Raw genomic sequence first — 22,717 nt, 5'->3', positions numbered from 1 at the left:
GATTCCTTTTTCGCAGAGTCTAATTACCTCTTGCAATTTCAACAATAACTTTGCATTTCACGCAAAACCGCCTTGCAGAAATCGCCAGATGTGGTGAGAGAAAACCTCAATACCAAAACAAGGGATATTTTATTTAAGCAATTTAAGTTAGAGGTTTATATTTCGGGATCTCACTGATTTTTAAAGGGGTATCCCTATTAGAGATACCGAGGATTTAAAAACCTTCGTCCTCGCATCTTTCTTTTATTCTAGGTAAAAAGAATCCGGCTTTGCGCCAACAATTTGCATTCTCCGCAAAGTGCTTTTGAAGAACTTGCCTAGTCTTTTCTCTGAATCAAAGGCAATATAAAAGAACAAAAATATTCATACTTTCCCACGGAGTTTCTATGGCAGTAAGAGACGAATTCTTTTGGTTAAGCAAGGTTAACCAAGCCACAATAGTTATCAACAGCAAGCTCGGCCTTCTTCCTAAGCCAATCGCAATTGAAGCGGCCAGAGCTCTCAGAGAAGTTATCGCCGACGGCGAAAAAGATCCCGCTCTTCGTCCTAAGACTTACATCACCTTTGAGCCAAAGATGATTGCAAAAAGCGGCCCTGAAATCACGATTATGCATGCAGGCAGATCCAGCCAAGACATTCATGCTACCTACCGTGCAGCCACTCTTCGTGAAAAGGCCCTTGAAGTTGCCGACGGTCTTCTTACCGTCTTGAAAACTATCGAAAAACTGGCTATAAAACACAGAGATGTTGTATTGCCCAACTACACCAACGGTGTTGCCGCTCAGCCCAACGCCTACAGCCATTACTTGATCGCTTTCTTGTACGGATTCCTGAGAGATTTCGCCCGTTTGGAAGAATTCTACGAAAGACTTAATGTCTGCCCGATGGGTTCAACCGTATTAAACGGTACTTGCTGGCCTCTGGACAGAAGAGAAATGGCCAAGAGACTCGGTTTCTCCGGCATTGCCTACAATGCTTTTGACGCCACTCAGGTTGCTCAATCCGATTTGCCTGTTGAATTCTCTTCCATTGTTACCGCTATCGCCATCCATATCACTTCTTTCCTAACAGACTTGATGGTGCAGTACGCCCAACCTCGTCCTTGGATCCTTTTACAGGAAGGCGGAGACAATACTTACGTTTCTTCCGCAATGCCTCAGAAACGCAACCCCGGCTTGGTCAACAACTGCCGCACGGAAGCCAGCGAAGTTATCGGACAAGCACAAGGCGTGGTATTCCGCGCCCACAACCTTGAAACCGGTATGCTGGATCCGAAAAAACAAGATCTCCATGCTGCTTTAGGCAATCGTGCCGTCAATATGCTCAAGCTGTTCAACAAGGTCCTCAATGCCCTTGTCGTTGATAAAGAACGTGCTCTTGAAGAACTTAATAACGACTGGACCGCGAGCCAGGAAGTCGCTGATGTCTTAATGCACGAATTCGGTCTTCCGTTCCGCGTAGGCCATCACGTTGCCAGCCAGATGGTCAGCTTCGCCCGTGCCAACAAGATTCTTCCTCTGGACTTCCCTTATGAAGAAATGAAGAGAATCTACAAAGAAGTCATTGAAAAAGAATATCCGACTGCCAGTTCAGAGCTTCCGATGTCTCTGGAAAGATTTAAGGCTGCCTTGGATCCCGTTGCCATCATCAACAACCGCAAAACCGAGGGTGGTCCTCAGCCGGCTGAAATTGAGAAGATGCTTCAGGATGTCAAAGATAAAAACGAAAAACGCACACAATGGCTTGAAAAACAAGTCACTCAAATTAATCAATCCCTTCAAAACCTTGAATCTGAATTTAATCAAATAGGAGAATAACCATGTTAATGCTTATGCCATGGTTTGCTTTAATTGTCACGATTATTACCGGGTGGCTGATTATCAAACGCTATCCGACGGCAATGGTCTTATTATTTGCCGGTTTAGCAATGTTTGTTTTCGCCGTTCTTTGCGGCGTTAGCGGCTTTCTTCCGAAAGGCGTCAAGCCATCAGGCTTCATCTGGTTTGACATCTTTGATTTACTAAGAACAATTGCTACCAAACAAGCTTCAGGCATCGGCTTCCTGATTATGGTCGCCGGCGGCTTCGCAGCTTATATGGATAAGATTGGCGCCGCCAGAGCTTTGGTTAATGTCTGCATTAAGCCCTTAAAAGCTCTTTCTTCTCCGTATCTCGTTTTAGTTCTCGGCTACTTCATCGGTCAGACTTTGGTCCTTGTTATACCGAGTGCGGCCGGTCTTGCTATGCTGCTCTTAGTGGCTCTTTTCCCGATTCTTCTCGGTGTAGGCGTCTCTCCGGCAGCTGCTGCATCCGTTATCGGTACAACAGCAGGCATGGTTCTCGGGCCAGCCGGCGGAACTGCAAACCTTGCCGCTAAAACAGCCGGTTTAGATCCGATTATCTACTTTGTAGAATGCCAGCTTCCGGTTGCGATTCCAACATTGATTGTTGTCGGCATTGCCCACTACATTGTTCAGAAGTACTACGACAAGAAGAATGACGATGTTTATACTCAGGCCATTCTTACTCAAAAAGAAGATGTTCGCGATGTTCCTAACTGGTATGCCATTCTTCCATGCCTGCCAATCGCTTTGATGATCATCTTCAGCAAACTCGTTTATTCAGCAATCAAACTCAATACTATTTCTGCGCTCCTTTTGGTTTGGATCCTTACTGTCATCATCGAATTAATCAGAAGAAGACAACCTAAGGAAGTATTGAAAGACGGTCAGCTCATCTTCAAATCCATGGGCGGAATGTTTGCTTCCATCGTTGCCTTGATTATCTGTGCCGAGTTCTTTGCCAACGGTCTTAAAGTTACCGGACTTATCGATGCCCTCATTTCTCACGCTCAGCATTTAGGTCTCGGTTTGAACGGCATGACCATTGTTCTCACAGGTGTTGTCGGTCTCGTCACATTCCTTACCGGTTCCGGTGTAGGTGCCTTCTCCAGCTTTGCTGCATTAGCTCCTGACGTTGCAGGCGGTTTAGGCGGAACAGCTGCCGCTTTCGTTACCCCGATGCAGTTTGCTTCCGGCATGCTTCGCGCCATGTCTCCGGTTGCCGGTGTGATCATTGCTGTGGCCGGTGCAGCAGGCGTCTCCCCGATGGCAATCGTCAGAAGAAACTGGATCCCGATGATGGTCGGTATGCTCTCTGTCTTCATCTGCAACTATATCTTCCTAGGATAGCAATCTTCTCTAGGACGCAAAAACCGCCAAAAGGCGGTTTTTGTTTGTCAACATAATTTGGAATTCGTACGGCTATTACACACCGTCAGGACTAGTCCAATTTGGTTCCTGCAGAGGCATCTTGGGGCTCTTCAAGGCCGACTCAGGGAAGTCCAATCTTTCAGGCAGCTTCTTTTCTTTGGCAATTGCCAAATGAAGTACGCTCAAAGCAATAGAAGGCCAAATATCAAACACCCATTGAGGAGGCTCGGCCTGAAGTTTGGCTTCATAGTCCTTAACGGCAGACTTCACGCCTTTCTTTGTATTGTCTGATTCGTAGCCCATCTGATGCATAAAAGCCAAAACCAAAGCGTCAAAATCCGCATTGGGATCTTGTGAGGGCGGCACTTTAAACGTCAAAATAGTCTCCTTTTTTCTGTTAAAGCTAAATAGACAAGTCTTAGCTTACAGTCTTAATCAGTTATTGCTGAGCACTCGGGGCATTTTGAGCAGAGGGAGCACCTTGCTGGTACTGTCCCGGTTGAACAGGAACCAAGATTTCTTCCTGAGGAACCGGCTGCGGAGCTATTTGCATCTGAGAAGGCTGTTGTACCTGAGGAGCTTGTTCGCTCGGTTGTACCTGCGGTGCCGGCTGAGCAGGCTGCTGTGGTTCTACAGACGGAGCAGGCATTACTTCAGGAGGTAGCGGTGTGACAGCCTGAGGAACCATCTCAGCTGCTTGCTTCTGGATGTCCATGAATGTAGCCAAAGAACCGGCGATATAACCCATACCGACCAAAGCTTCGTCGCGGGTCACGTCAACACCTTCTGCCTTAGCTTTGTTCATTAAAAATTCAGTAGCTTTGTCCAACTCTTCCTGAGTAACCGGGAACTTGCCGCTGTTTTGCATAGTAACGAGTTTATTGATGACTACAGCAGCCGGACCAAATTGATTTGCATTTTCAAATTGATTTGCACTTTGTGGTGCCGGAGCTTCAGCTTGCGGCGCAGGGATTGGAGCCTGTGCTTGCTGAGCGAAAGCAGTAGAACCAAAAGCGAGCGCCGCTGCAAGAGAAACAGCTACTAATTTGAAACCTTTCATTTGTGTCTCCTAAAACACATTCGGATGCGGGTCAATATACTCTTTGGCCTGAAAAACGATCACCTCCAGGGGCCTTATATTTCCCGAATTGGTATTTAATTTTTAAGGAAAAATCCTCGAAAAGCCACACCGCAAAAGAGTTCCGAGCCTCATGAAATTCACTGCTCCAAAAAGTAACGTTTGTTTCAAAGTTTCTCTTTCTGGGATCTTGGAAAAATCCTTTGAAAACGTTTGAAAGAGAAGAGACAACGATATTTTTCCAACCTGAGCGGCACTGTTTAAATTTTCAAATTGCTTATTTTAGTGGGTATTTCTACTTATTTTCTAAGGGTTGTCCATAATCGAAAGAAACAGGAATATTTTTTGTTAATTAACTAACTATACGCATAAGGTTCACTATGATTACTATCCAAGATGTATTAAGCCCGCGTACAGAATCGAAATGCTCCCGCCTTAGAGGAGCCAAAGTTGGTTCAACTCTCTGCCAATACTGCGCAGTCGGTTGTTCTCAGTTGGCCTTCTTCCAAGACAAAACGTTGGTGGACATTGAAGGAGATCCCCGAAGTCAGGTAAACCAAGGCAGACTCTGTCCTAAAGGCGGTTCAACATATGCTCTTGTGGACAATCCCTATCGTGTTACGAAGCCGTTGTACCGAGCTCCGGGATCCGACAAGTGGCAGGAAGTCACCCTTGATTGGATTCTTGATGAAGTTGCCAAGAGAATTTGGGACAGCCGAGCAAAAGGATTCATTGAGAAAGACGAAAACGGACTTACCGTCAACCAAGTTCCGAATATTGGTTTTATCGGCGGTTCTGCAAACGATAACGAGGAATGCTATTTATTCCGTAAGCTGTTTACCGGCGGCTTAGGCCTCATGCCGGTTGAGAACTCCGCCCGCTATTGCCACTCGACAACTGTTGCGGCTTTGTCGCCTACTTTCGGCTTCGGCGCATGCACTAATCCCCCAAGAGATTTGCTCAACAGTGACTGTATCGTCATCATGGGCTCCAATATGTCTGAAGCTCACCCGGTTGCCTTTTACTGGCCTATGCAGGCCAAAAAGAAAGGTGCGGCTACGATTCACATTGATCCTCGCTACACGAGAACAAGCGCAGCCTGCGACCATCATGTTCATATCCGCCCGGCCACTGACATTGCCTTCATTTACGCAGTTATCAAATACATTCTGGACAACGACTTATGGTTCCATGAATATGTATTGAACTATACGAACGCAGCCACCCTAATTAATCCGGGATTTAAATTTGACCAGGTCACCGGCATGTTTAACGGCTGGAATCCTGAAACCAATTCTTATTCTCTGGAACCTGATTCTTGGGATTATCAGTACGAAATCAATCCTGACGGCACTAAAGGAAAACCAAAAACCGACCCGACGCTTCAAGATCCGAACTGCGTGTTCCAGCTGCTGAAGAAACAGGTTGAGAAATACACGCCGGAGGCCGTAGCGGATACGTGCGGATGCCGTCCTGCAGACATTATCAAGGTCGCAGAATTGATGGCCCGCAATTCCGGCCGCGATAAGACAACTGCTTTCTGTTATGCCACAGGCTTTACTCAGCACAGTGACGGCACGCAGATTATTCGCTCAGTAGCCATTCTCCAGCTTCTGCTTGGAAATATCGGACGTCCGGGCGGCGGCATTCTTGCCCTGCGCGGTCACTCGAACGTGCAAGGCGCTACAGATATTCCGACTCTCTTCGCAGCACTTCCGAACTACATTCCTATGCCGGAAGCAAAACCGGGTAATGCCACACTCAAAGACTATCTAGCAAACGGCCATGCTTTCTGCGATGCACGCGATAAATCCAAGGGTATGTGGAAATTGGAAACCGAAAGAGGATCTTGGGCTGCTTTGCCGAACTACATGATCAGTCTTCTTAAGGCTTGGTACGGGGACGGAGCAACCAAAGAAAATGAATACGGCTACCAGCATCTGCCGAAACTTCCCGGAGATGAGTCGTTAACAATCACAATGGAACGAGCCCTAGAAGGAAAAGTCGACGGTTTGATTGTTTTTGGTCAGAACATTGCAGTAACCAACCCGAATACGGGCTGGAGCCGTGACGCCATAAGAAACCTGAAATGGCTTGTCGTCTGCGATATGTTTGAAAACGAGACGGCCTCCGTTTGGTATGCCGATCCTGATGCTCCTGATCCATCAAAATGCAAGACGGAAGTCTTCCTCCTGCCGACCAATGCTCTGATTGAAAAAGACGGCTCTGCCAACAATACAGAGCGTTTGATGCAATGGCACGACAGAGTTAAAGAAGCTCCGGGAGACTGCAGATCTGATGCTTGGTGGATTTACCAGCTCGGTCTTCGTTTCAAGAAGATGGCAGAACAGTCGATGCTGCCGCGTGATGAAGGGATGAGGACGCTGACCTGGAATTACGGCATGGCGCCAAATGCTGTTAACGTTATGGGACTGCCTGCCGTCGAAGGAGACGCAGATATCAACGCCGTGGCTCTTGAAATGAACGGCGTCAATTTGGAAACCAAGGAACCGATTCAATCCAGCGGCGAACTAAAAGCTGACGGCACTACTATTTGCGGATGCCGTTTGCTAGCCGGCTTTATCGATAAGGAAGGCAACAACCTGATGAAGAGAAGAGAGCCCGGGGAAGTTGATCATGAACTTGATCTGACCTACCGTGTTTCTTGGCCTACAAATACTCGAATCCTTTACAACCGCTGCTCAGCAGATCCGGAAGGGAAGCCCTGGTCAGAAAATAAGAAGCTGATTTGGTGGGATGAGCTTCAAAAGAAGTGGGTTGGCTATGACAAACCTAACTTCGATGAAACCAAAGCCCCGGACTATGTACCTCCGGAGGGTGCCAAAGGCGGAGCTGCGTTAGCCGGCACCGAACCGTTTACCGTCCATTCCGACGGCAAAGCCTGGCTCTTTGTACCTTATGGAATTAAAGAAGGTCCGTTCCCAGTCTTCTACGAACCTGCAGAATCCCCGTACAAAGACGCTTTCTTCAAGAATAGCAAGACTCCGGGAATAATCACTATGGATAGCGATTTGAACAAGCTCGCTCCTCAGGGCGATCCTATGTTCCCGACAGCCATGACAACCTATCACATGACCGAACATTGGCTAAGCGGCGCAATGACGCGACATGTTCCATGGCTTGTCCAGCTGCAGCCGCAAACCTTTATCGAAATTTCTCCAGAAATGGCAGAAGAAATCGGTATTCAATCCGGCAGCTATGTGACGGTTAAAAACCTGAGAAATTCTCTTCAGGTTAAAGCCCTGGTAACACCGCGACTCAGAAGCGGCATCGTTCACGGCAAACCCTCAAGCATCGTCGGCTCCTTTGTCTGCTCAGGCTACAAGGGCAATATGGTCAGTGCCATTACCAACGACTTAAGCCCGGCTATCGAAGCTCCTGACGGCTTAATCCCGGCATCTAAAGGCTTTGTGGTGAAAGTTGAAAAAGGCGATCCGGCTAAAGTTGAAAAACTTGTTCCGGAAAAGATTCAATATCCGGAAGCGATGATTGCGCCGATTCCTAATACTCCGTGGGCCTCTCAGCCAGAAGGGAGGAGCTAATCATGAAATTAAAAGAAAGCAACATTTTTAATCTTATCAGCAAGGCCTTCCCTGCCGGTTCTCCCAAGAAGGAAGGAAGATTCGCTCCGATATACGGCCTTTTTGAACGTCGTGAGCCAAAACCGACCCAGACCGAAATGGCGTTCTTTACCGATACTTCCATCTGCACCGGATGCAAATCCTGCGAAGTAGCCTGCAAGCAGTGGAATCAGTTAAAGGCTCCCACACCCAAGTGGTCCGGGGACAGCTACGACAATACTCAGGATCTTTCCTATCTGAACTGGCGTCACGTTAAATTCATCGAAAGATTCCCGGAGAAAAATGAAGTTAATCATCCCGCTCCGAAGAACATCGACAATTTACTGACTGAAAAGAAAACCGGTGAATGGCTCTTTATGGCAGATCAATGCAAACACTGCCGTCAGTCTCCATGCCATCAAGCCTGTCCGACCGGCGCCATTATGCGCAATGAATTCGGCGGAGTTTACTATCAGACCGATATTTGCATGGGCTGCGGAATGTGTATTGCAGCTTGTCCTTTCGGTGTTCCGGAAATCAATCCGAATACCGGCCACTCCGTTAAGTGCGCTGAGTGCTATGACCGTTTACGCGACGGCCTAAGACCTGCTTGCGTTACTGCCTGCACCACCGGCGCCATCGATTTCGGGCCACGTGAAGTCATGGTTGAAAAAGCCCGAGCAAGACTGAAATTCCTACACGAACATGGTCACCCGGAAGCCAACCTCTACGGATGCGATGACTTCGAGCATTACAGTTCGTTAAATTCCTTCTACTTGCTTATGGACAAACCGTCTGTCTATGGCCTTCCTGAGAATCCGGTTACACCGACTGAACATATGCCGATGGACTATCTCAGAGCAGCGGCAACACTGATTTTGTGCAGTGCCGTCGTGGTTGGAACTTTAATGTAAGGGAGAGGAATAATGAAAGAAAAGACTTGGGTTAGCGGTTCATTATCGCCCTACCAGCTGCACGATATTACTCACCGCCCTGACTGGGAAAACCTCATTGTTTGGGATGCCTATCTCAACAATATGACTTCCGGCTTCATGGTCATCACAGGACTTGCGTGGATGGCTGGTCCGGGTTATTTCACAGCACTCTTACCATGGGCAATTACGGTTGCTCTGGCAATCGTGGTATTGGATTTACTCCTGTTGATTTTTGACTTAGGAGATCCTTTCCGCTTCACAAACGCCATGCGAGTGATGAGATTTACCTCTCCTCTTTCGGTTGGCGTATGGGGACTTGCCAGCTATGCCACATGTGTAGGATTTGCCGTCGGTCTTTATTGGCTGTCATACATTTCGGCTCACACCACAGACTTCTTGAATCCGTATATCGACGTTCTGGATATGTTGACAAGGATGTTTGTGATACTGGCTTTCTTAGGTGCTCTGGTGGTTATCTGCTACAAAGGCGTAGCCTTCAGCTGCACTTCTCAGCCGGGAGTTAAAAATGCAAGATGGCTGACAAGCTTCATGGTTGCTGATGCCATGCTGATGGGTTTAGGCGTCTATTCCATCATGGCCGCTATTCTGCAGGCTCCGGAAGCTATCGCCTATTTAATGCTTCCGACCCTGATCCTGATTATTGCCAGATGTATTGCCTTCTACTTGCTCAGCTTAGATCTCAACCCGAGAGCCAAGCTGACCACCAGCAAGATGGAAAACTTCTGGGTTAAGTTTTCAGTTTATATTCTCGGCGGCGTGATCGCTTTCGGATGCTGCTTCATCGGCCCGTTAGGAGTTACCGTTGCCGGCGTGATAGCACTGGTGGTAGGCCTTATTGAAAGATATTGGATTATCAGCACCACAAAGAGGATTTAATTTAATTAACTAAGGGATAAAGCGGTCTTCGGGCCGCTTTTTCATTGCTCATCGGTCTTTTTGCCGGTGATAAGGCGGAATAATGAGAGCCAGCCTTTTACAAAAATCCCGACACAAATGGCCGAGATAATCGTTCCTTCTCGGATGCCGTGAAGTTCTTTGAAGAAAAAGTAACTCAGCAAAACTGCCAAAACCACCAGCATCACATCATTGAAAACTTTTACTTTTGGGAAAGGTTTTCCTGAGAATAAAGCCATTGCAACGACCAGGCCTTCTCCCGGCAGCACAGCAGCTTTGGAATAGATCTCTAACGAAACGCCAAGTGCAAGAACGGCATTGCCAAGCATACTGAATGCGATTTGGTGCCAGTAAGTTGCAAGCTCGATTGTCTGAACCCAGCTCATCGAGAAATCGATGAGGACTGAGAAGAAATAAGTCATCGGCAGCTGCAGCAAAAGCACAAGCCATTTGACGTTTTTGCGCAGCAGTATCAACTGACCCAGAATCATTGCTAGGTTGATAATCAAAGTTGTCTGGCCGAACGTTAAACCTGAGATATAAGAAGAAACCAGCGGCAATGCGCTGATAGGAGTGGTGCCCAAGCCGGCAACGGTAACGATACTGATGCCCAGACTCATGACAGAGAGTCCTAAAAGAAAAATAGCCCAATTAATAATGTGTGTGTTCAATCCTTTCTCCGCAGAATACTGAATTTTACTATATGAAAAATATTTTCACATAAAGATAACCCCGCAGCATATTCATACCGTATTCTGCTGTTTTACTCACATTGGGCCTAAATAAAAATAGATTTTCTTTTTACAAGTGATAACGTAAGATCCTATTAAAAAAGTTACAGGGTCCGTTAATTTTTTTGGAGACGCCATGATTAAATTTCCAGCTCTTTTTGCCGCGCTTATTTTTTCCGCCTCTGCGTACGCTCACTTCGGCAGCGTTCTTCCCGATAAGCAAATTGTGGAAAATCAAAAAGATAATGTGTTGACATTAACAGCCGCCTTTAATCATCCGATGGAACAAACCGGCATGACAATGGACAAGCCGCAGAAATTCAGCGTTTTTAAAGATAATCAGGCCCAAGACTTAACTTCAACATTAAAGCCAGCCACCGTGCTTGGCAAAGAGGCCTGGACAACACAATACAAAATCTCCAGACCGGGCTTGTACCAGTTCCTTCTTGAGCCCGCTCCTTACTGGGAACCGGCCGAAGATAAGTTCATCATCCATTACTCTAAGTTGTATGTTCCGGCTTATGGCGTAGAGGAAGGCTGGGAAAATCCTTTGGGAGTTAAAACTGAAATCGTTCCTCTGACTCGGCCTTTCGGCAACTATGTCGGCAACATTTTCCGAGGCAAAGTTCTAGTTGATGGGAAACCCGCCGCCAACACCCCTGTTGAAGTTGAGTTCTACAACAAAGGAAAGACTGCCGAAGCGCCTAACGATATTTTTGTCACCCAAACTGTGATGACCGACGAACAAGGCATATTCAGTTACTCCGTCCCTTGGGCCGGTTGGTGGGGCTTTGCCGCTTTGACAGATGCCGACTACCAGATGAAAAAAGACGGTGCCGACAAAGATGTTGAACTTGGTGCTGTATTATGGACGGAATTTGTCTCTCCCAAGTTAAAGAAATAAATGCATATTGCTGAAGGAGTTCTATCTGCACCCGTACTGATTACGGGCGCAGTGGTTGCTGCGGCCGGAGTCGCGTATGGATTGAAAAAGATACCGGCCAATCATTTAATGCTGGCCAGCTTATTAGGATCTGCATTTTTTGTGGCCAGCCTAATTCACGTCCCGATTGGTTTTTCCAGCGCACATCTTATTCTCAATGGACTCATCGGAGCCATCTTGGGAGCCGCATCTTTTCCAATCATTTTCGTTGCATTGCTCCTGCAAGCCGTGCTTTTTCAGTTCGGAGGATTTACTGTCTTAGGAGTGAATACAGCGACCATGGGCATTGGCGCATGGGCAGCCGGATTAATCTTCCGCTGGCTATCGGGTCCGGCAGCCAGCAAGAATTTAAAAATAGCAGGATTTGCGGCCGGGTTCTGCGGAGTTTTTATCTCAGGTCTTCTCACTGCCCTGGCGCTAGCCTTTTCTAATGAAGGCTTCGTTGCGGCGGCTTGGACGATTTTCTTAAGTAACCTGCCCGTCATGTTTATCGAAGGCATCCTCACAGCGATCGTGGTGGTGTACATTAAGCGCACAGATGCAGGAGTTTTTGATGCAAAAACAAGCTAAGGTCATCCTTTCCCTTTTGGTTCCCCTCCTCTCTTTGTCTGCGGGGAGCACAGCGTTTGCTCATCGGTTAAATGTATTTGCATACCCGTCCGGATCAGAAATTTGTGTGGAAGCATCCTTTGCGGGAGGAAATCCTGCAAGGAATGCTGACATCAAGATTATCGATGAGCAGGGAAAAGTCGTTTTGACATCTAAGACATCCAAAGACGGCAAAAACTGTGCGGCAGTACCCGCAGACTTTAAGCCCGTTTCCTTAACTGTTGTTGTCAACGCCGGAGAAGGTCATCAGAATCAATGGACAATTGAGAAATCTGAATTCGATGGAATTTCTACACCTATCTCCCCTAATTCTCCTTCACCTGCAGCAATAATCCCGCAGGCAGAAAGTAAGCTTCCGAAGTCCGGAGTGAAACTCTTCTCCCAGCAAGAAATGGACGAAGCAATCCGAGCGGCTAAACGCGATATTGAAGTTACCGTAATAGCGCCTCTAAGGAAACAGCTTGCAGAAGCTCAGCAGCCAAAAACAACCTTCAAAGATATCATCGGGGGAATCGGCTGGCTGGTGGGCATTGCAGGGTTGATTGCTTGGTTTACCACCAGAAGAAAACAGAAATAACTCATTTTGTCCGGCCGCTTTTCGATGAATATTTCTTCTTTTGCTCCCGCCTCAAAAATACTAAGCGCGTTAGTATTTGCGGCGGTAGCTGCCATTCTGCCAACAATTTCGTCGGCTTGTCTGGCCTTTCTTTGCGGCCTTATCGTCCTCTGCATATTTCCTCCTTCTTGGAATTCTTTTCTTAAAAGAGCTACAGTGATCAATATTTTTGTATTGTTTATTTGGTTCTTTACGCCCTGGACAACACCGGGTGAATCTATGTGGGAAGGCAGCTGGTTCACAAAAGAGGGAGTTGTGTTGTCTTTGCTGGTAACTCTTAAAGTAAATGCTCTTTTTTTTATTTTTTATACCTTAGTCAGCTCCATGAGTTTCAGCCAGCTAGCTGCGGGGCTCAATCAGCTTGGATTTCCAGACAAACTTGTGGCGATGATTCTTTTCTGTGCCCGCGGAATAACGATTTTTGAAAAAGAGTATGCAAACTTAACGGAAGCCGCCAAGTTAAGAGGCTTTTATATGAAAACTGACCTTCGGACTTATCGAACTGTCGGTGCTATGGTCGCTTTGTTGTTTTCGAAAGCTTTCCGGAAAGGAAGAATCTTGGAACAAAGTATGATTCTGCGCGGCTTTAATGGCAAAATCAGAACATTAACCAAGTATCAGTGGACTGGAAAAGACATTGCTCTGTTGGGGGTCTTTTCCATTGTTTCATTCTGTTTGAGCATAAGCGGATGGATGCTGTAAAGAACAATATGTCGAAAAAAGAGTTATTGCTGGAGCTAAAGGGAATTAGTTTTAGATTCCCGGAAAAAGAACCGCTTTATCTCCAAACCGGACTCTCTCTGCGTAAAGGTCAGAACATCGGATTTTGGAGTCCGAATGGCAGCGGCAAAACAACTCTTTTCAAGATCATTACGGGACTGATCCCGCCTCAGGAAGGAGAAATATTCCTGAAAGGCAAGCCTATCAGCTCCGAGTCCGATTTCAGAGAACTTCGTTCAAAAGTTGGTTTTGTTCTTCAGCATTCCGATGACCAATTATTTTTTCCGGAAGTCATTGATGATGTCTCTTTCGGCCCTTTAAATCTGGGATTTTCTGAAGAGGAAGCTTTATCAGCCTCTATGAATGCTTTGGAACGCCTTGGAATTTCCTCTCTAGCCCACTCGTTAAGCTTTGAATTATCGGGCGGGCAAAAGAAACTCGTTACTCTTGCAGCCGTCCTATCTATGAATCCGGAAATTCTGCTTCTTGACGAACCTTCGAACGGATTGGATGAAAAAAGCCGTCATCTTCTCATCTCTCAAATCAACTCGCTGGACTGCGCCAAAATCATTATCAGCCATGAACCCGAGCTGTTGATTGAGACATGCGACAGCTTCATCACCATTCAGGAAAAGAAAATAGTTCCCGTACCGGCTCCCACCATACACGAGCATAGACACGCTCATTTCTTCGGCGGTACAGCACATACGCACGGCTCTTAGAACTCTCGTGCGGCTTTAAAGATTGAGTCTGGTTCAGTCCGAGATAATCTCAAAACTCAAAACCGCACTTTTTTGGATTTCCTGTGTACAAAGCGTCTCTCAGCTTCGTCTCTCCTTGACTGCCTAGATATATTTCAAGAAAGACAACAACAGGACAGTCAGCACACCTGCCATCAAAGGAACCCAAGTTCTCTTCACTAACACTAGCGGATTAACTTTGATAGAGGCCGAGACAATAATTACCACAGCGGCAACCGGCGACATCGAACGGAACAAGTTGGACATACATTGCATCGGAAGAGCAACCATGATTGGGTCCAAACCTGCCTTTTCAGCAATTTGCGGAATGATTTCGATAAAGCTATAAAAGGCAGCATTACCGGAACCGCTGATAAAGGTAATCAAACCGGTAATCGCAGAAAATGCCAACATTAGGCCTGCTTTGGCGTTTTCAAAGTCAGACACAGAACGAGAAATTGCATCTATGAGTCCGAGTGCGCGAAGGCCGGCAACCATTGTGGCGGCAGCAACGATTAAAACGACAACCTTTGAAAAGCCGTCCCCCATGCCATTGAAGAAAAGTCTCAAATCCTTCATTGTTTCTTTGGCATTCTTATTTCGAACAAGTTCGCTAATCACGGCAGGAACTAAAGAGAAGAGTGTTATCTCCACCAAACCCACTTTTGCTTTACGGAAAAACACCCAGAAAAAGATGACAAGAAACAGCGGTAAAACCGGAAAAATTGAATACCAAATCGGTGTATTTTTTTCAGGGCGATTCTGTTCAATCATCGACTCCTGATTTAAGGCCTCAAGTTCCGCTCTTTGACGTTTGTCTAAGTAAGTTTGCCAGAAATAATGAACAATACCCATAACAAACAAAGCAGGAATGGTAATTGGTGCGCAGTGATAGAACACATAATCGACAACATTCTCAAAACCAAGAACGCGAGCAGCTACCACGTTATCTCCACCCAGCGGAGTCGGAACAATCGTAGCGGTAGTAGCAATAAGAGCGGCAGCAGTAAGAGTCGAAAGACCTGCGGCACGAAGGACCGGATAAAGTGTGGCCATTAAAATTACGGCTAAAGAAGCTGCACTTGGAATAATGATCTGCAAGCAAGTGCCAATCCAGAAAACCAACGGAATCAATAATGCCGGATGTTTAATTTTGGATAAAGGCTTGGTTAAAACTTTAATGACCATGTCATTTGCGCCGATATGAGACATATAGGCTGCGAAACCGAAGAGCGTAAGGATGATTAAACCTGCATTACTGAATTGCCTTACGAACTGATCCTTAATCACCTTGAATGGATCGGCCCACGCCAGCCCTGATGTTGCTTTTGCTCCGAGAACATCGTGTCCGCTGACGAGCGCTAGATAAAGCATCACTAGGCCGGCGGCAAATAGAACAACCTTTGCATCATAGTTCTTAGCGATCGCCCAACCTGTAATTACAAGAATAATGACCGCAAGGATGCAATCAATCATTTTTGGTCTCCGGGATTTTATTTAAGAATCTTTTAATTTTAATGAGCCTCGCCATTCGGAGCATTTCGGAATGAACCTTACGGGTTAGACCCATGGGTTATAACCAATTGTTTTAACAGTAAAATCAGAGAAAACCCTATGAAATGAGGCGATCAAGAACTTGGAAGATGTATATTCCTTTTGACTAATCTCACGGAGCCCAAAATGCGTAAAGATAATCCTGGTTTTGTACCCGACTCTCCTTTTCAAAGAGTCCTGCCTAAAGAATGGACAGACTTCTTCAGCTCTTTCCCAAAGGTTGAGCTTCACTGCCATTTGCTTGGTACAACAGGAAAGGAAACTTTTGAGGATTTAGTCAAAGAATCAGGTGCCGACATTCCTCAGTCCACAATAGATGAGTTTTATACACGCGGGGATAAGCCAGTTGGTGTTCTGAGAATTTTCCGCTCACTGGAATCTCAGATCCTTTCAAAGCCGGAATTCTTAAAAAGAATCACCTTTGAACACATGAAACGCGTGGCGGACCAAGGTGTTCGTTACATCGAGTTCTATTGGAATTGGACTGGTCTTAAGCATTTCATGACCTTTGAGGAGGCTCAAAGAGCCATTGTGGAAGGCTTAGAAGACGGCGAGCGTGAATTCGGTGTGATTGGAAGGTCCATTCCCGCAATTGACCGTGAGGCGTCTGCCGAAGATGCCGTTGAACTGGTCCAGGAAATGATTGCCCATCGCGATCCTAAAACAATCGGATTGGGCATCGACTACCGTGAAACTAATCATGAACCGGAAAACTTCTGGAAAGCATTCAAGTTGGCTAAAGATGCCGGCTTTAAGATCACAATTCATGCCGGAGAGTTCGGCGAACATTGGCGCAACGTCGAGACTTCATTAAATCTGCTTGGAGCCGACCGCATTGATCATGGCTACACTATTATTGACAATTCTGAATTAGTCGAAGAGGCAAGGAGAAACGACGTCCATTTCGCCGTGGTTCCCACCAACTCTTACTACCTTAGAACTTTCACAGATGAAGAATGGGCGCACAAGCATCCTGTGAGAAAAATGGCTGAATTGGGCCTCAAGATTTTTCCAAATAGTGACGATCCCACCATGCATCAGGTCTCCATTTCTGAATCGTGGCTACTGATGTTTAACTTTCTTGGGTTCTCATTACAAGATTTGAGAAAGATGCTTGAAAACAGTATTGAAGCTGCTTGGGTTGATGAAGCAACCAAAAAGGAATGGAAAAGAGATTGGCTCCCAGAGTTTGACAGATTAGCGGAAAAACTTCCTATTCTTGCTTAGCAATCTATTGAATACTTTCTCGCTCCAAGAAAATTCACCACCCTAAAAGTTAGGCTTAATTCTGCCGCAGAACTTACAAGATTCGGTCTCCGAACCCACGCCCGGCGACCGAATCTATAAGAAATTAGAAGTTAAGCTGGATTTTTAGCTGCATTTGTTCCTGCAATACGGCCATATGTGAAGATATCAGCCATTGCATTGCCGCCAACACGGTTAGTACCATGGATACCGCCTGTAACTTCGCCGGCGGCATAGAGTCCGGAAATAATCTCGCCGCGACGGTCAATTACTTGTGCATCTTTATTGATGATTACTCCTCCCATGGTATGGTGACGTTTCATCGTTACTCGGCCGGCGTAGAAAGGAGCCTTGGCAATCTTGTTTACCAATACGTTAGGATTGCGGCCCATTGGATCTTTCTTAGTGTCTACAGCCTTGTTATATTCCTCGATTGTTTTGGTCAGAACATCAACAGGAAGATTTGTCTTCTTAGCCAAATCGGCGATATCGTTTCCAACCTTCAAGGTGCCTTCTTTCAGAGCAGCTTCATTTTCAGGACCTTTGGAGTTCTTTTGCTGTTCAAATCCGTCGGCGTCAACGATTGTCCATGCAATAGTTTCAGGCTGGTCGAGCATCTTGTCTCTGAGAACATCACGACGAGCGTCTTCGTTGATAAAACGATGTCCGTTTAAGTTAACAAAAATAAAACGATCTACGTGGGTAAAGAGGTTCGGGCTCTTCTTTTCTCCCGGAACTCCGCCAGGAATACATTGGATGTAATCGAGGCCGCGAGTACCTGCCCCAATATCAATCAAATCCATCAATACATCACCAGTCGCACCTGGATGATTCGTAGTTCCAAGTTTTTCCATACGCGGATCGTGGATACCGGAAAGTCTGTCATTGGCAGCAAACCCACCTGCTGCAGCGACAACCGCATTCGTAGCTCTGATATAGAGAGTCTTTCCGCCTTTTTCTTCAACTTTCACACCAAGAACACGGCCGCCCAATAGTTTTTCGCGGATGATTTCAACCACTCGGGTGTTGTAAAGAATAGGAATATCTTCTTTTTTGCAGACTTCCAAGAGAGCTTTGATGTAAGCGCCGCCACGTGGTCCAAGAGGATTGCGGGCTCTCTTGTAGAGGCCACCATAAATCTGATAGATGTGATCTTGGAACTTAACGCCATGATCCTTTAGCCACTGAACACTTTCCGGAGCTTTTTCCGTCAATTGGTTAACCAACACAGGATCGCCTCTTCCATCGCCTGCGGCCAGGGTTTGTTCTGCATGAAGCTTAGGAGAATCTGTAATTCCAGCCTTTTCATAGTCAGCTTTAATAGCAGCATTGAATCCGCCGCCTGCACGAACGGTATTTCCTCCGGCGAACATCATTTTTTCCAAAATCACAACTTTTTTAGCCCCTGCTTCTTTAGCAGAGATGGCTGCTGACAGACCGGCACCACCAGCCCCGATGACAACAACGTTGTAGGTTTGATCCCATTTGATTTCCGCAGCCTGTGCAGAAACCGGAAGGGTGCCCAAAGCTGTTAAAGCAGCAGCCGTTGGAGCGCAGCTTAAAAATAGACGGCGTGAAAGTTTTGTCATTTTTTTCTCCTAAGAATTTAAAGTCGGTTTTTATTAACTCAATTGCTACAGGAGAAATCTTAGAATTCCACGCAAAATGGAGAAATAATCTCTCGTCTATTGACTTAAATTTTTAGTTGTGTTAAATGCGCTTTCACCGGCAATCATGCCGAATGTAAGTGCATCAGCAAGACCGTTCCCGCCTATTCGGTTTTTTCCATGAATTCCACCGGTTATCTCTCCGGCTGCAAATAAACCGGATATCGGTTTACCACTGCGCAGACATTGGGCTCTTTCATCTATCTTTAAACCGCCCATCGTGTAATGAATTCTCATCGTTACTATTGAAGCCCAGAAAGGAGGCTTAGAGATGGGCAAGCGACCGTCAGTTTCGTCGTTATTTATTTCTGAGTTTCTGTCGTCTACGGTCTGCTGCAGAATTTTGGGATCTAATCCTAATTTTGATGCCAGCTCAGCAATGGAATCCGCTTTAACTGCATCTCCGCTTTCGGCGGCTCGGATGGCATCTCGTTGAACCAGCAAGTCATAGCTTTCAAGTCCTGCCTGATCGATGATACAAAAACACCTTTTTTCGGGAAGCTCTAAAACTTTTGCTGTAAGAACGTCCCTTCGAGAACGTTCATCTACAAATCTTTTTCCATCGGAGTTGATAAATATGAATCTCTGGACGTTATTGTGTAATCGGGCACGGATCTTTCCATTGGGCAACGGACCCGGCAAGCACTGTATTTGCTCCATGTCAACCACATCTGCTCCTAAACGGGAAGCGGCAAGAAGCACTTCTCCGGTTGAACCTTGTGAACTGTTAGTCGCTAAGTCTGTAAGACGGGGATCAAACTTAGAAACAAGCTCTCTATTGGCTCCGAAACCGCCCGCGGCCAAAATAACGGCCTTTCGTGCCCGGATATTTCTTTGCCGGCCTTTATGCTGTGCTCTCACTCCTATCACTCGACCTGAAGAGTTTTCGATTAGGCCAATAACTTTGCATGACGTTAGAACGGGAGTTTTGTTTTTCATCACTTCTGCGCTTAGAGCTCGCACATAGGCTAGTCCATTAGGCTGCAAGGGGACGTGGCAGCGAGGAAAATGAGAGCCGTAAATCTCTACAAGCGAATCTTGGAACTTCACTCCTTTAGGTTCAATCCAGGCCAACATTCTGGGAGATTCTTTAACTAAACATTCGATCAGCTTCTTATTTGCGATTCTGTCTCCATTCTCCCAGATATCTTTTAAGTGTCTTTCCGGAGAGTCAAAATAGGATCTATTTTTTTGCCTCTTGTTGTCGACAACACCAAGAAAGCCTCCTGAAATCAAGGTATTTCCTCCGAGAGCATTATTTTTTTCCAGCAAAATAACGTCAGCTCCCAGCTCTCCGGCTCTCGCAGCGGCAGCCAGACCTGCACCTCCTCCGCCAACAACAACGATGTCATGTTCCTCGTCAAACGCAATCTCTTGGGCTTTTACTCCGAGAGCCCATAGCACCATAGGACAAAACAGTATTTTTCTCCTCAGCATGGCTAGTCCTTCCACATATCAACAACACGCAGAAAAGAATTCAGCTCTATGGCGTTTTTACAATCGAGTTTTTGAAATATAGAACTTCTCCAGTTTTTTACGGCTTGTTCCGATACACCAAGATTAAAGGCTATGACTTTATTCATTTCTCCGTGGGCTATCTTCAAAACGACCGACTGCTCAGAAGGCGTAAGTTTTTTAAATAGTTCCAAATGGTGTTCTTTTTCTTCCCGTCTTTTTCTGTCTTCGATATTCTTATCAACCGCTTTTTGAAGAGAGATCTTTAGTCGATCCGGAGCCGGAGGTTTAACCAAGAAATCTGTTGCTCCGGTTTGCAAGGCCTTCACGGCCATATCAATATCTCCATGTCCCGTAAGGAATATGATTGGCAAATCAATCTCTCTTTTTACCATCTCATCCTGCAATTGCAAGCCGCTCATGCCTGGCATTCGAATATCTAAAAGGACGCAACCGGGACGGATGCTATCGTAGTTCTCAAGAAAGCTTTGAGCATTTTCATAAGTGATAGTTTGGAAGCCAGCCATCGTAACCAAGAAGGCCTCGGAAGCTAAAACTTTAGGATCATCGTCCACAATTCGAATTAATGGCAAAAGAGCTGAGGTCTTCATTTCGTGTCCTTTGGGAAAATAAACTGCATAACAAGGCCTTCGGAGGATCCTCTCTTGATGTCAAACACAGCGCGGTGACGTTCAGCGATTGCCATGACAATCATCAGCCCCAATCCTAAGCCGTCGCTTTTTAACGAAGCTTGCAAGGCTTGTTTCATGTTCTCTATAACTTCATCAGATATTCTTGGGCCGTTATCTTTCACATTTAACACCACAGTCGCTTTCTCTATTTGAAGAGAAACTTGAATTTTGCCCTTCTCTTTCAATGTTTCAACGGCCTCTGCTGCATTCTTCAAAAGATTGAGCACTAAGATTTCCAGCTCTAACACGTCTCCTTGAATAATGCAGTGTTCCGGCAAATCTGAAACAACGGAACATGCATTCGGCACATAAGCATAAAAAGATGCCAAAGCCTTCCTAACAGCCTCTGCCAAATCGGCTTCGGCAGTCAAAGGAGAAACAGAAGATTTTGCATAACTTCTCACTCGTTCTACGATTTCAGACGCTCTGGTCGTTTCCGAAGCAATTGCCTCGATTCCTTGAAGAATTACGGGATCGATTTCTCTAGAAGAAGAATAAAGTTTTAATCCATTAGCGTAATTGGCGGCCGCTGATAGAGGTTGTTTTAACTCATGAGCAAACATGCTTGAAAGTTGGGAGATCAGGCCTTTTTTCTCTAAACGGTTTAACCGTTTTAAAGAGGAACGAGCGATCTCAAAGACTCTATCTCTTTGAGCTAAAGCTTCCCGCAGTTCCGCCGTGCGGCTAAACACCAAAGAGTTAGAACGGTAAATGTGAAAAAGCAATCCTAAAACCAATAAAACGGCCAATATCACCTCTTTCATATACTTCGCGAGGAATGCCTTAAGAGAGAACGGAATCGGCGTATATGGACCGATTTCGAGCCGTTTGAAAAGGCTCAAGATACTTCTAAAGTCTCCAGCAATGCTCCATGATGCGCCGTCCGGCATATGAGGCATTGTTAGAAGAGCAATACTAATCGTCTTGACTAATTCAGAGGAAACGTGAGGAAAAGAAGAAAAAACGTAATCCGGATAAAGAGGAGTAGAGACTGCACAGCTTAACGAGGTTGGCTTTTTTCCTAAAACTTTAAAATCTCCTTTCTTCACTAGCCCTTTGTCCTCCGCTTCTTCTAACTCACATGCGGGCAAAACGGCTGCCGTAGCTTCACCAGAGTCAAGATAAGAATAAACATCCGGATATTGATAATTGGTAACGACAATGTTTTCCTTATCCATCTTTGAGCCTAAGGCTTCTAGTAACTCTGCTTTAGCAGCCAACCAACCCGCAACTGAGGAGGGATCCCGAATAACGATTCTTTTTCCTTGTAAATCGTTTAACTCTTTGATATCTGTTCGGGAGCTTTTGACTATGACCGCGGATCCCACTGATTCGGAAGGATTCGCTGCTAAAGGAGCGTGGCGCGCAGCCAGCTCTCTTAAGCCTTTCGTGGTTGGATCAAAAAAAGCAAAAAAGCCTGCTGGAGAAATAAGAAAATCAGAGCTCGTCTTTTTTAAGTTTTCCGAGGAGACATCGTTGTCCACCTCTACCGTTCTGATGTCTAAATGCGGGAAGCTCTTGCGTAAATGGTCGATAGTGGGAGCAAAAATATTGATGTAGAAAAGAGGATCTTCGGTTCGACTGATTGCAATATTTACTGTTTGCTTTTCCTGAGCTTCCGAAGTAAGGCACAAAAAAATTAAAAATATGAGAAACAAAGGTCCTGTCCAGAAATTTCTTCTTTTAGACATGAGATCCTTCTCCTCTTAATCAGTCAAATTTTGACCTCCTTCATCTCCTCTTCCGAGCATTTAATTGGTCTCTTAGACGCTGTGCTTTTTCAGAACCCAACTATTGGAAGACGACTATGGATTAATTTTACTTGCGGACATCATTGACGATCATTCCGTAATTTACCTTACGGTTGAGGCTATGTAAGACAACGAATTATCAGGAGAAAGCCAATTGGAACTCTTTGCACCGCCTCTGTCTTGCCTCATCGGTAAGTTTGCTGGAAAGTTAACATGAAAAAACTTCTGATTCTCCGCGCAAAACAAAACCTCCGAGAGGCTTGAAACTTCATCG

At 45.8% G+C, this 22,717-nt stretch carries 19 protein-coding genes; 11 read left to right on the top strand and 8 right to left on the bottom strand.

What is annotated here, in order from left to right; genetic code table 11:
* Nucleotides 1-386: 386 nt before the first annotated feature.
* Together ACYQ4O_RS06215 and dcuC (ACYQ4O_RS06210) are read left to right on the top strand one after the other, a co-directional pair.
* Nucleotides 387-1,817 (top strand): lyase family protein, encoded by a 1,431-nt coding sequence (locus ACYQ4O_RS06215; RefSeq protein ID WP_460175090.1) that lies wholly within the window; start codon nt 387-389, stop codon nt 1,815-1,817.
* Between the two features lie 2 nt (nt 1,818-1,819).
* Nucleotides 1,820-3,190, top strand: coding sequence for a C4-dicarboxylate transporter DcuC (gene dcuC, locus ACYQ4O_RS06210; protein ID WP_460175089.1), 1,371 nt, complete (start codon nt 1,820-1,822; stop codon nt 3,188-3,190).
* Nucleotides 3,191-3,265: 75 nt separating this feature from the next.
* Here dcuC (ACYQ4O_RS06210) and ACYQ4O_RS06205 read toward each other — a convergent pair whose 3' ends face one another.
* Both ACYQ4O_RS06205 and ACYQ4O_RS06200 read right to left on the bottom strand, forming a co-directional pair.
* Nucleotides 3,266-3,589: a hypothetical protein gene (locus ACYQ4O_RS06205; protein ID WP_308513220.1), complete on the bottom strand. Its 324-nt coding sequence runs from the start codon at nt 3,587-3,589 to the stop codon at nt 3,266-3,268.
* Between the two features lie 61 nt (nt 3,590-3,650).
* Nucleotides 3,651-4,271, bottom strand: a complete 621-nt coding sequence (locus ACYQ4O_RS06200) for a hypothetical protein (RefSeq protein WP_460175088.1) — start codon at nt 4,269-4,271, stop codon at nt 3,651-3,653.
* 398 nt (nt 4,272-4,669) lie between these two features.
* On the opposite strand from ACYQ4O_RS06200, the gene fdnG reads away from it, so the two are divergent.
* From fdnG to nrfD, 3 genes are read left to right on the top strand one after another with little or no spacing between them, the layout of a single operon-like run.
* Complete coding sequence (fdnG, locus tag ACYQ4O_RS06195) at nt 4,670-7,852, top strand: formate dehydrogenase-N subunit alpha (protein WP_460175087.1); 3,183 nt, start codon at nt 4,670-4,672, stop codon at nt 7,850-7,852.
* A gap of 2 nt (nt 7,853-7,854) precedes the next feature.
* Nucleotides 7,855-8,784: a 4Fe-4S dicluster domain-containing protein gene (locus tag ACYQ4O_RS06190; protein ID WP_460175086.1), complete on the top strand. Its 930-nt coding sequence runs from the start codon at nt 7,855-7,857 to the stop codon at nt 8,782-8,784.
* Between the two features lie 12 nt (nt 8,785-8,796).
* Nucleotides 8,797-9,702 (top strand): NrfD/PsrC family molybdoenzyme membrane anchor subunit, encoded by a 906-nt coding sequence (gene nrfD / locus ACYQ4O_RS06185; RefSeq protein ID WP_460175085.1) that lies wholly within the window; start codon nt 8,797-8,799, stop codon nt 9,700-9,702.
* Between the two features lie 41 nt (nt 9,703-9,743).
* Here nrfD and ACYQ4O_RS06180 read toward each other — a convergent pair whose 3' ends face one another.
* Complete coding sequence (locus tag ACYQ4O_RS06180; protein WP_460175084.1) at nt 9,744-10,391, bottom strand: YczE/YyaS/YitT family protein; 648 nt, start codon at nt 10,389-10,391, stop codon at nt 9,744-9,746.
* A gap of 196 nt (nt 10,392-10,587) precedes the next feature.
* On the opposite strand from ACYQ4O_RS06180, the gene ACYQ4O_RS06175 reads away from it, so the two are divergent.
* The 5 genes from ACYQ4O_RS06175 to ACYQ4O_RS06155 are packed head-to-tail and all read left to right on the top strand — an operon-like array spanning nt 10,588 to nt 14,061.
* Nucleotides 10,588-11,355: a DUF4198 domain-containing protein gene (locus tag ACYQ4O_RS06175; protein WP_460175083.1), complete on the top strand. Its 768-nt coding sequence runs from the start codon at nt 10,588-10,590 to the stop codon at nt 11,353-11,355.
* The gene (cbiM, locus tag ACYQ4O_RS06170; RefSeq protein WP_460175082.1) at nt 11,356-11,964 is read left to right on the top strand and encodes a cobalt transporter CbiM; all 609 of its coding nucleotides are present in this window, start codon (nt 11,356-11,358) and stop codon (nt 11,962-11,964) included.
* Nucleotides 11,948-12,580 (top strand): hypothetical protein, encoded by a 633-nt coding sequence (locus ACYQ4O_RS06165; RefSeq protein WP_460175081.1) that lies wholly within the window; start codon nt 11,948-11,950, stop codon nt 12,578-12,580. Before cbiM ends, ACYQ4O_RS06165 begins: the two co-directional genes overlap by 17 nt.
* A 24-nt stretch (nt 12,581-12,604) precedes the next feature.
* Entirely contained in the window at nt 12,605-13,321 is a 717-nt protein-coding gene (locus tag ACYQ4O_RS06160; protein WP_460175080.1) for an energy-coupling factor transporter transmembrane component T family protein, read from the top strand.
* 8 nt (nt 13,322-13,329) lie between these two features.
* Complete coding sequence (locus tag ACYQ4O_RS06155) at nt 13,330-14,061, top strand: energy-coupling factor ABC transporter ATP-binding protein (RefSeq protein WP_460175079.1); 732 nt, start codon at nt 13,330-13,332, stop codon at nt 14,059-14,061.
* 123 nt (nt 14,062-14,184) lie between these two features.
* Here ACYQ4O_RS06155 and dcuC (ACYQ4O_RS06150) read toward each other — a convergent pair whose 3' ends face one another.
* Nucleotides 14,185-15,555 carry a C4-dicarboxylate transporter DcuC gene (gene dcuC, locus ACYQ4O_RS06150; RefSeq protein ID WP_460175078.1) on the bottom strand — a complete coding sequence of 457 codons (1,371 nt, stop codon included), beginning with the start codon at nt 15,553-15,555 and terminating at the stop codon, nt 14,185-14,187.
* A 204-nt stretch (nt 15,556-15,759) separates the two neighbouring features.
* On the opposite strand from dcuC (ACYQ4O_RS06150), the gene ACYQ4O_RS06145 reads away from it, so the two are divergent.
* The gene (locus ACYQ4O_RS06145) at nt 15,760-16,860 is read left to right on the top strand and encodes an adenosine deaminase family protein (protein WP_460175077.1); all 1,101 of its coding nucleotides are present in this window, start codon (nt 15,760-15,762) and stop codon (nt 16,858-16,860) included.
* Nucleotides 16,861-16,991: 131 nt separating this feature from the next.
* On the opposite strand, the gene ACYQ4O_RS06140 is transcribed toward ACYQ4O_RS06145, so the two are convergent.
* From ACYQ4O_RS06140 to ACYQ4O_RS06125, 4 genes are all read right to left on the bottom strand, one after another.
* Entirely contained in the window at nt 16,992-18,467 is a 1,476-nt protein-coding gene (locus tag ACYQ4O_RS06140; protein ID WP_460175076.1) for an FAD-dependent oxidoreductase, read from the bottom strand.
* 96 nt (nt 18,468-18,563) lie between these two features.
* Complete coding sequence (locus ACYQ4O_RS06135; protein WP_460175075.1) at nt 18,564-19,982, bottom strand: FAD-dependent oxidoreductase; 1,419 nt, start codon at nt 19,980-19,982, stop codon at nt 18,564-18,566.
* Between the two features lie 2 nt (nt 19,983-19,984).
* Nucleotides 19,985-20,611: a response regulator transcription factor gene (locus ACYQ4O_RS06130; RefSeq protein WP_460175074.1), complete on the bottom strand. Its 627-nt coding sequence runs from the start codon at nt 20,609-20,611 to the stop codon at nt 19,985-19,987.
* Nucleotides 20,608-22,383 carry a PhnD/SsuA/transferrin family substrate-binding protein gene (locus ACYQ4O_RS06125; RefSeq protein ID WP_460175073.1) on the bottom strand — a complete coding sequence of 592 codons (1,776 nt, stop codon included), beginning with the start codon at nt 22,381-22,383 and terminating at the stop codon, nt 20,608-20,610. Before ACYQ4O_RS06125 ends, ACYQ4O_RS06130 begins: the two co-directional genes overlap by 4 nt.
* Nucleotides 22,384-22,717: the final 334 nt, after the last annotated feature.

This window comes from Turicimonas sp. TL08 (assembly GCF_054660695.1).
This window is presented reverse-complemented; position numbering and strand designations above follow the sequence as displayed.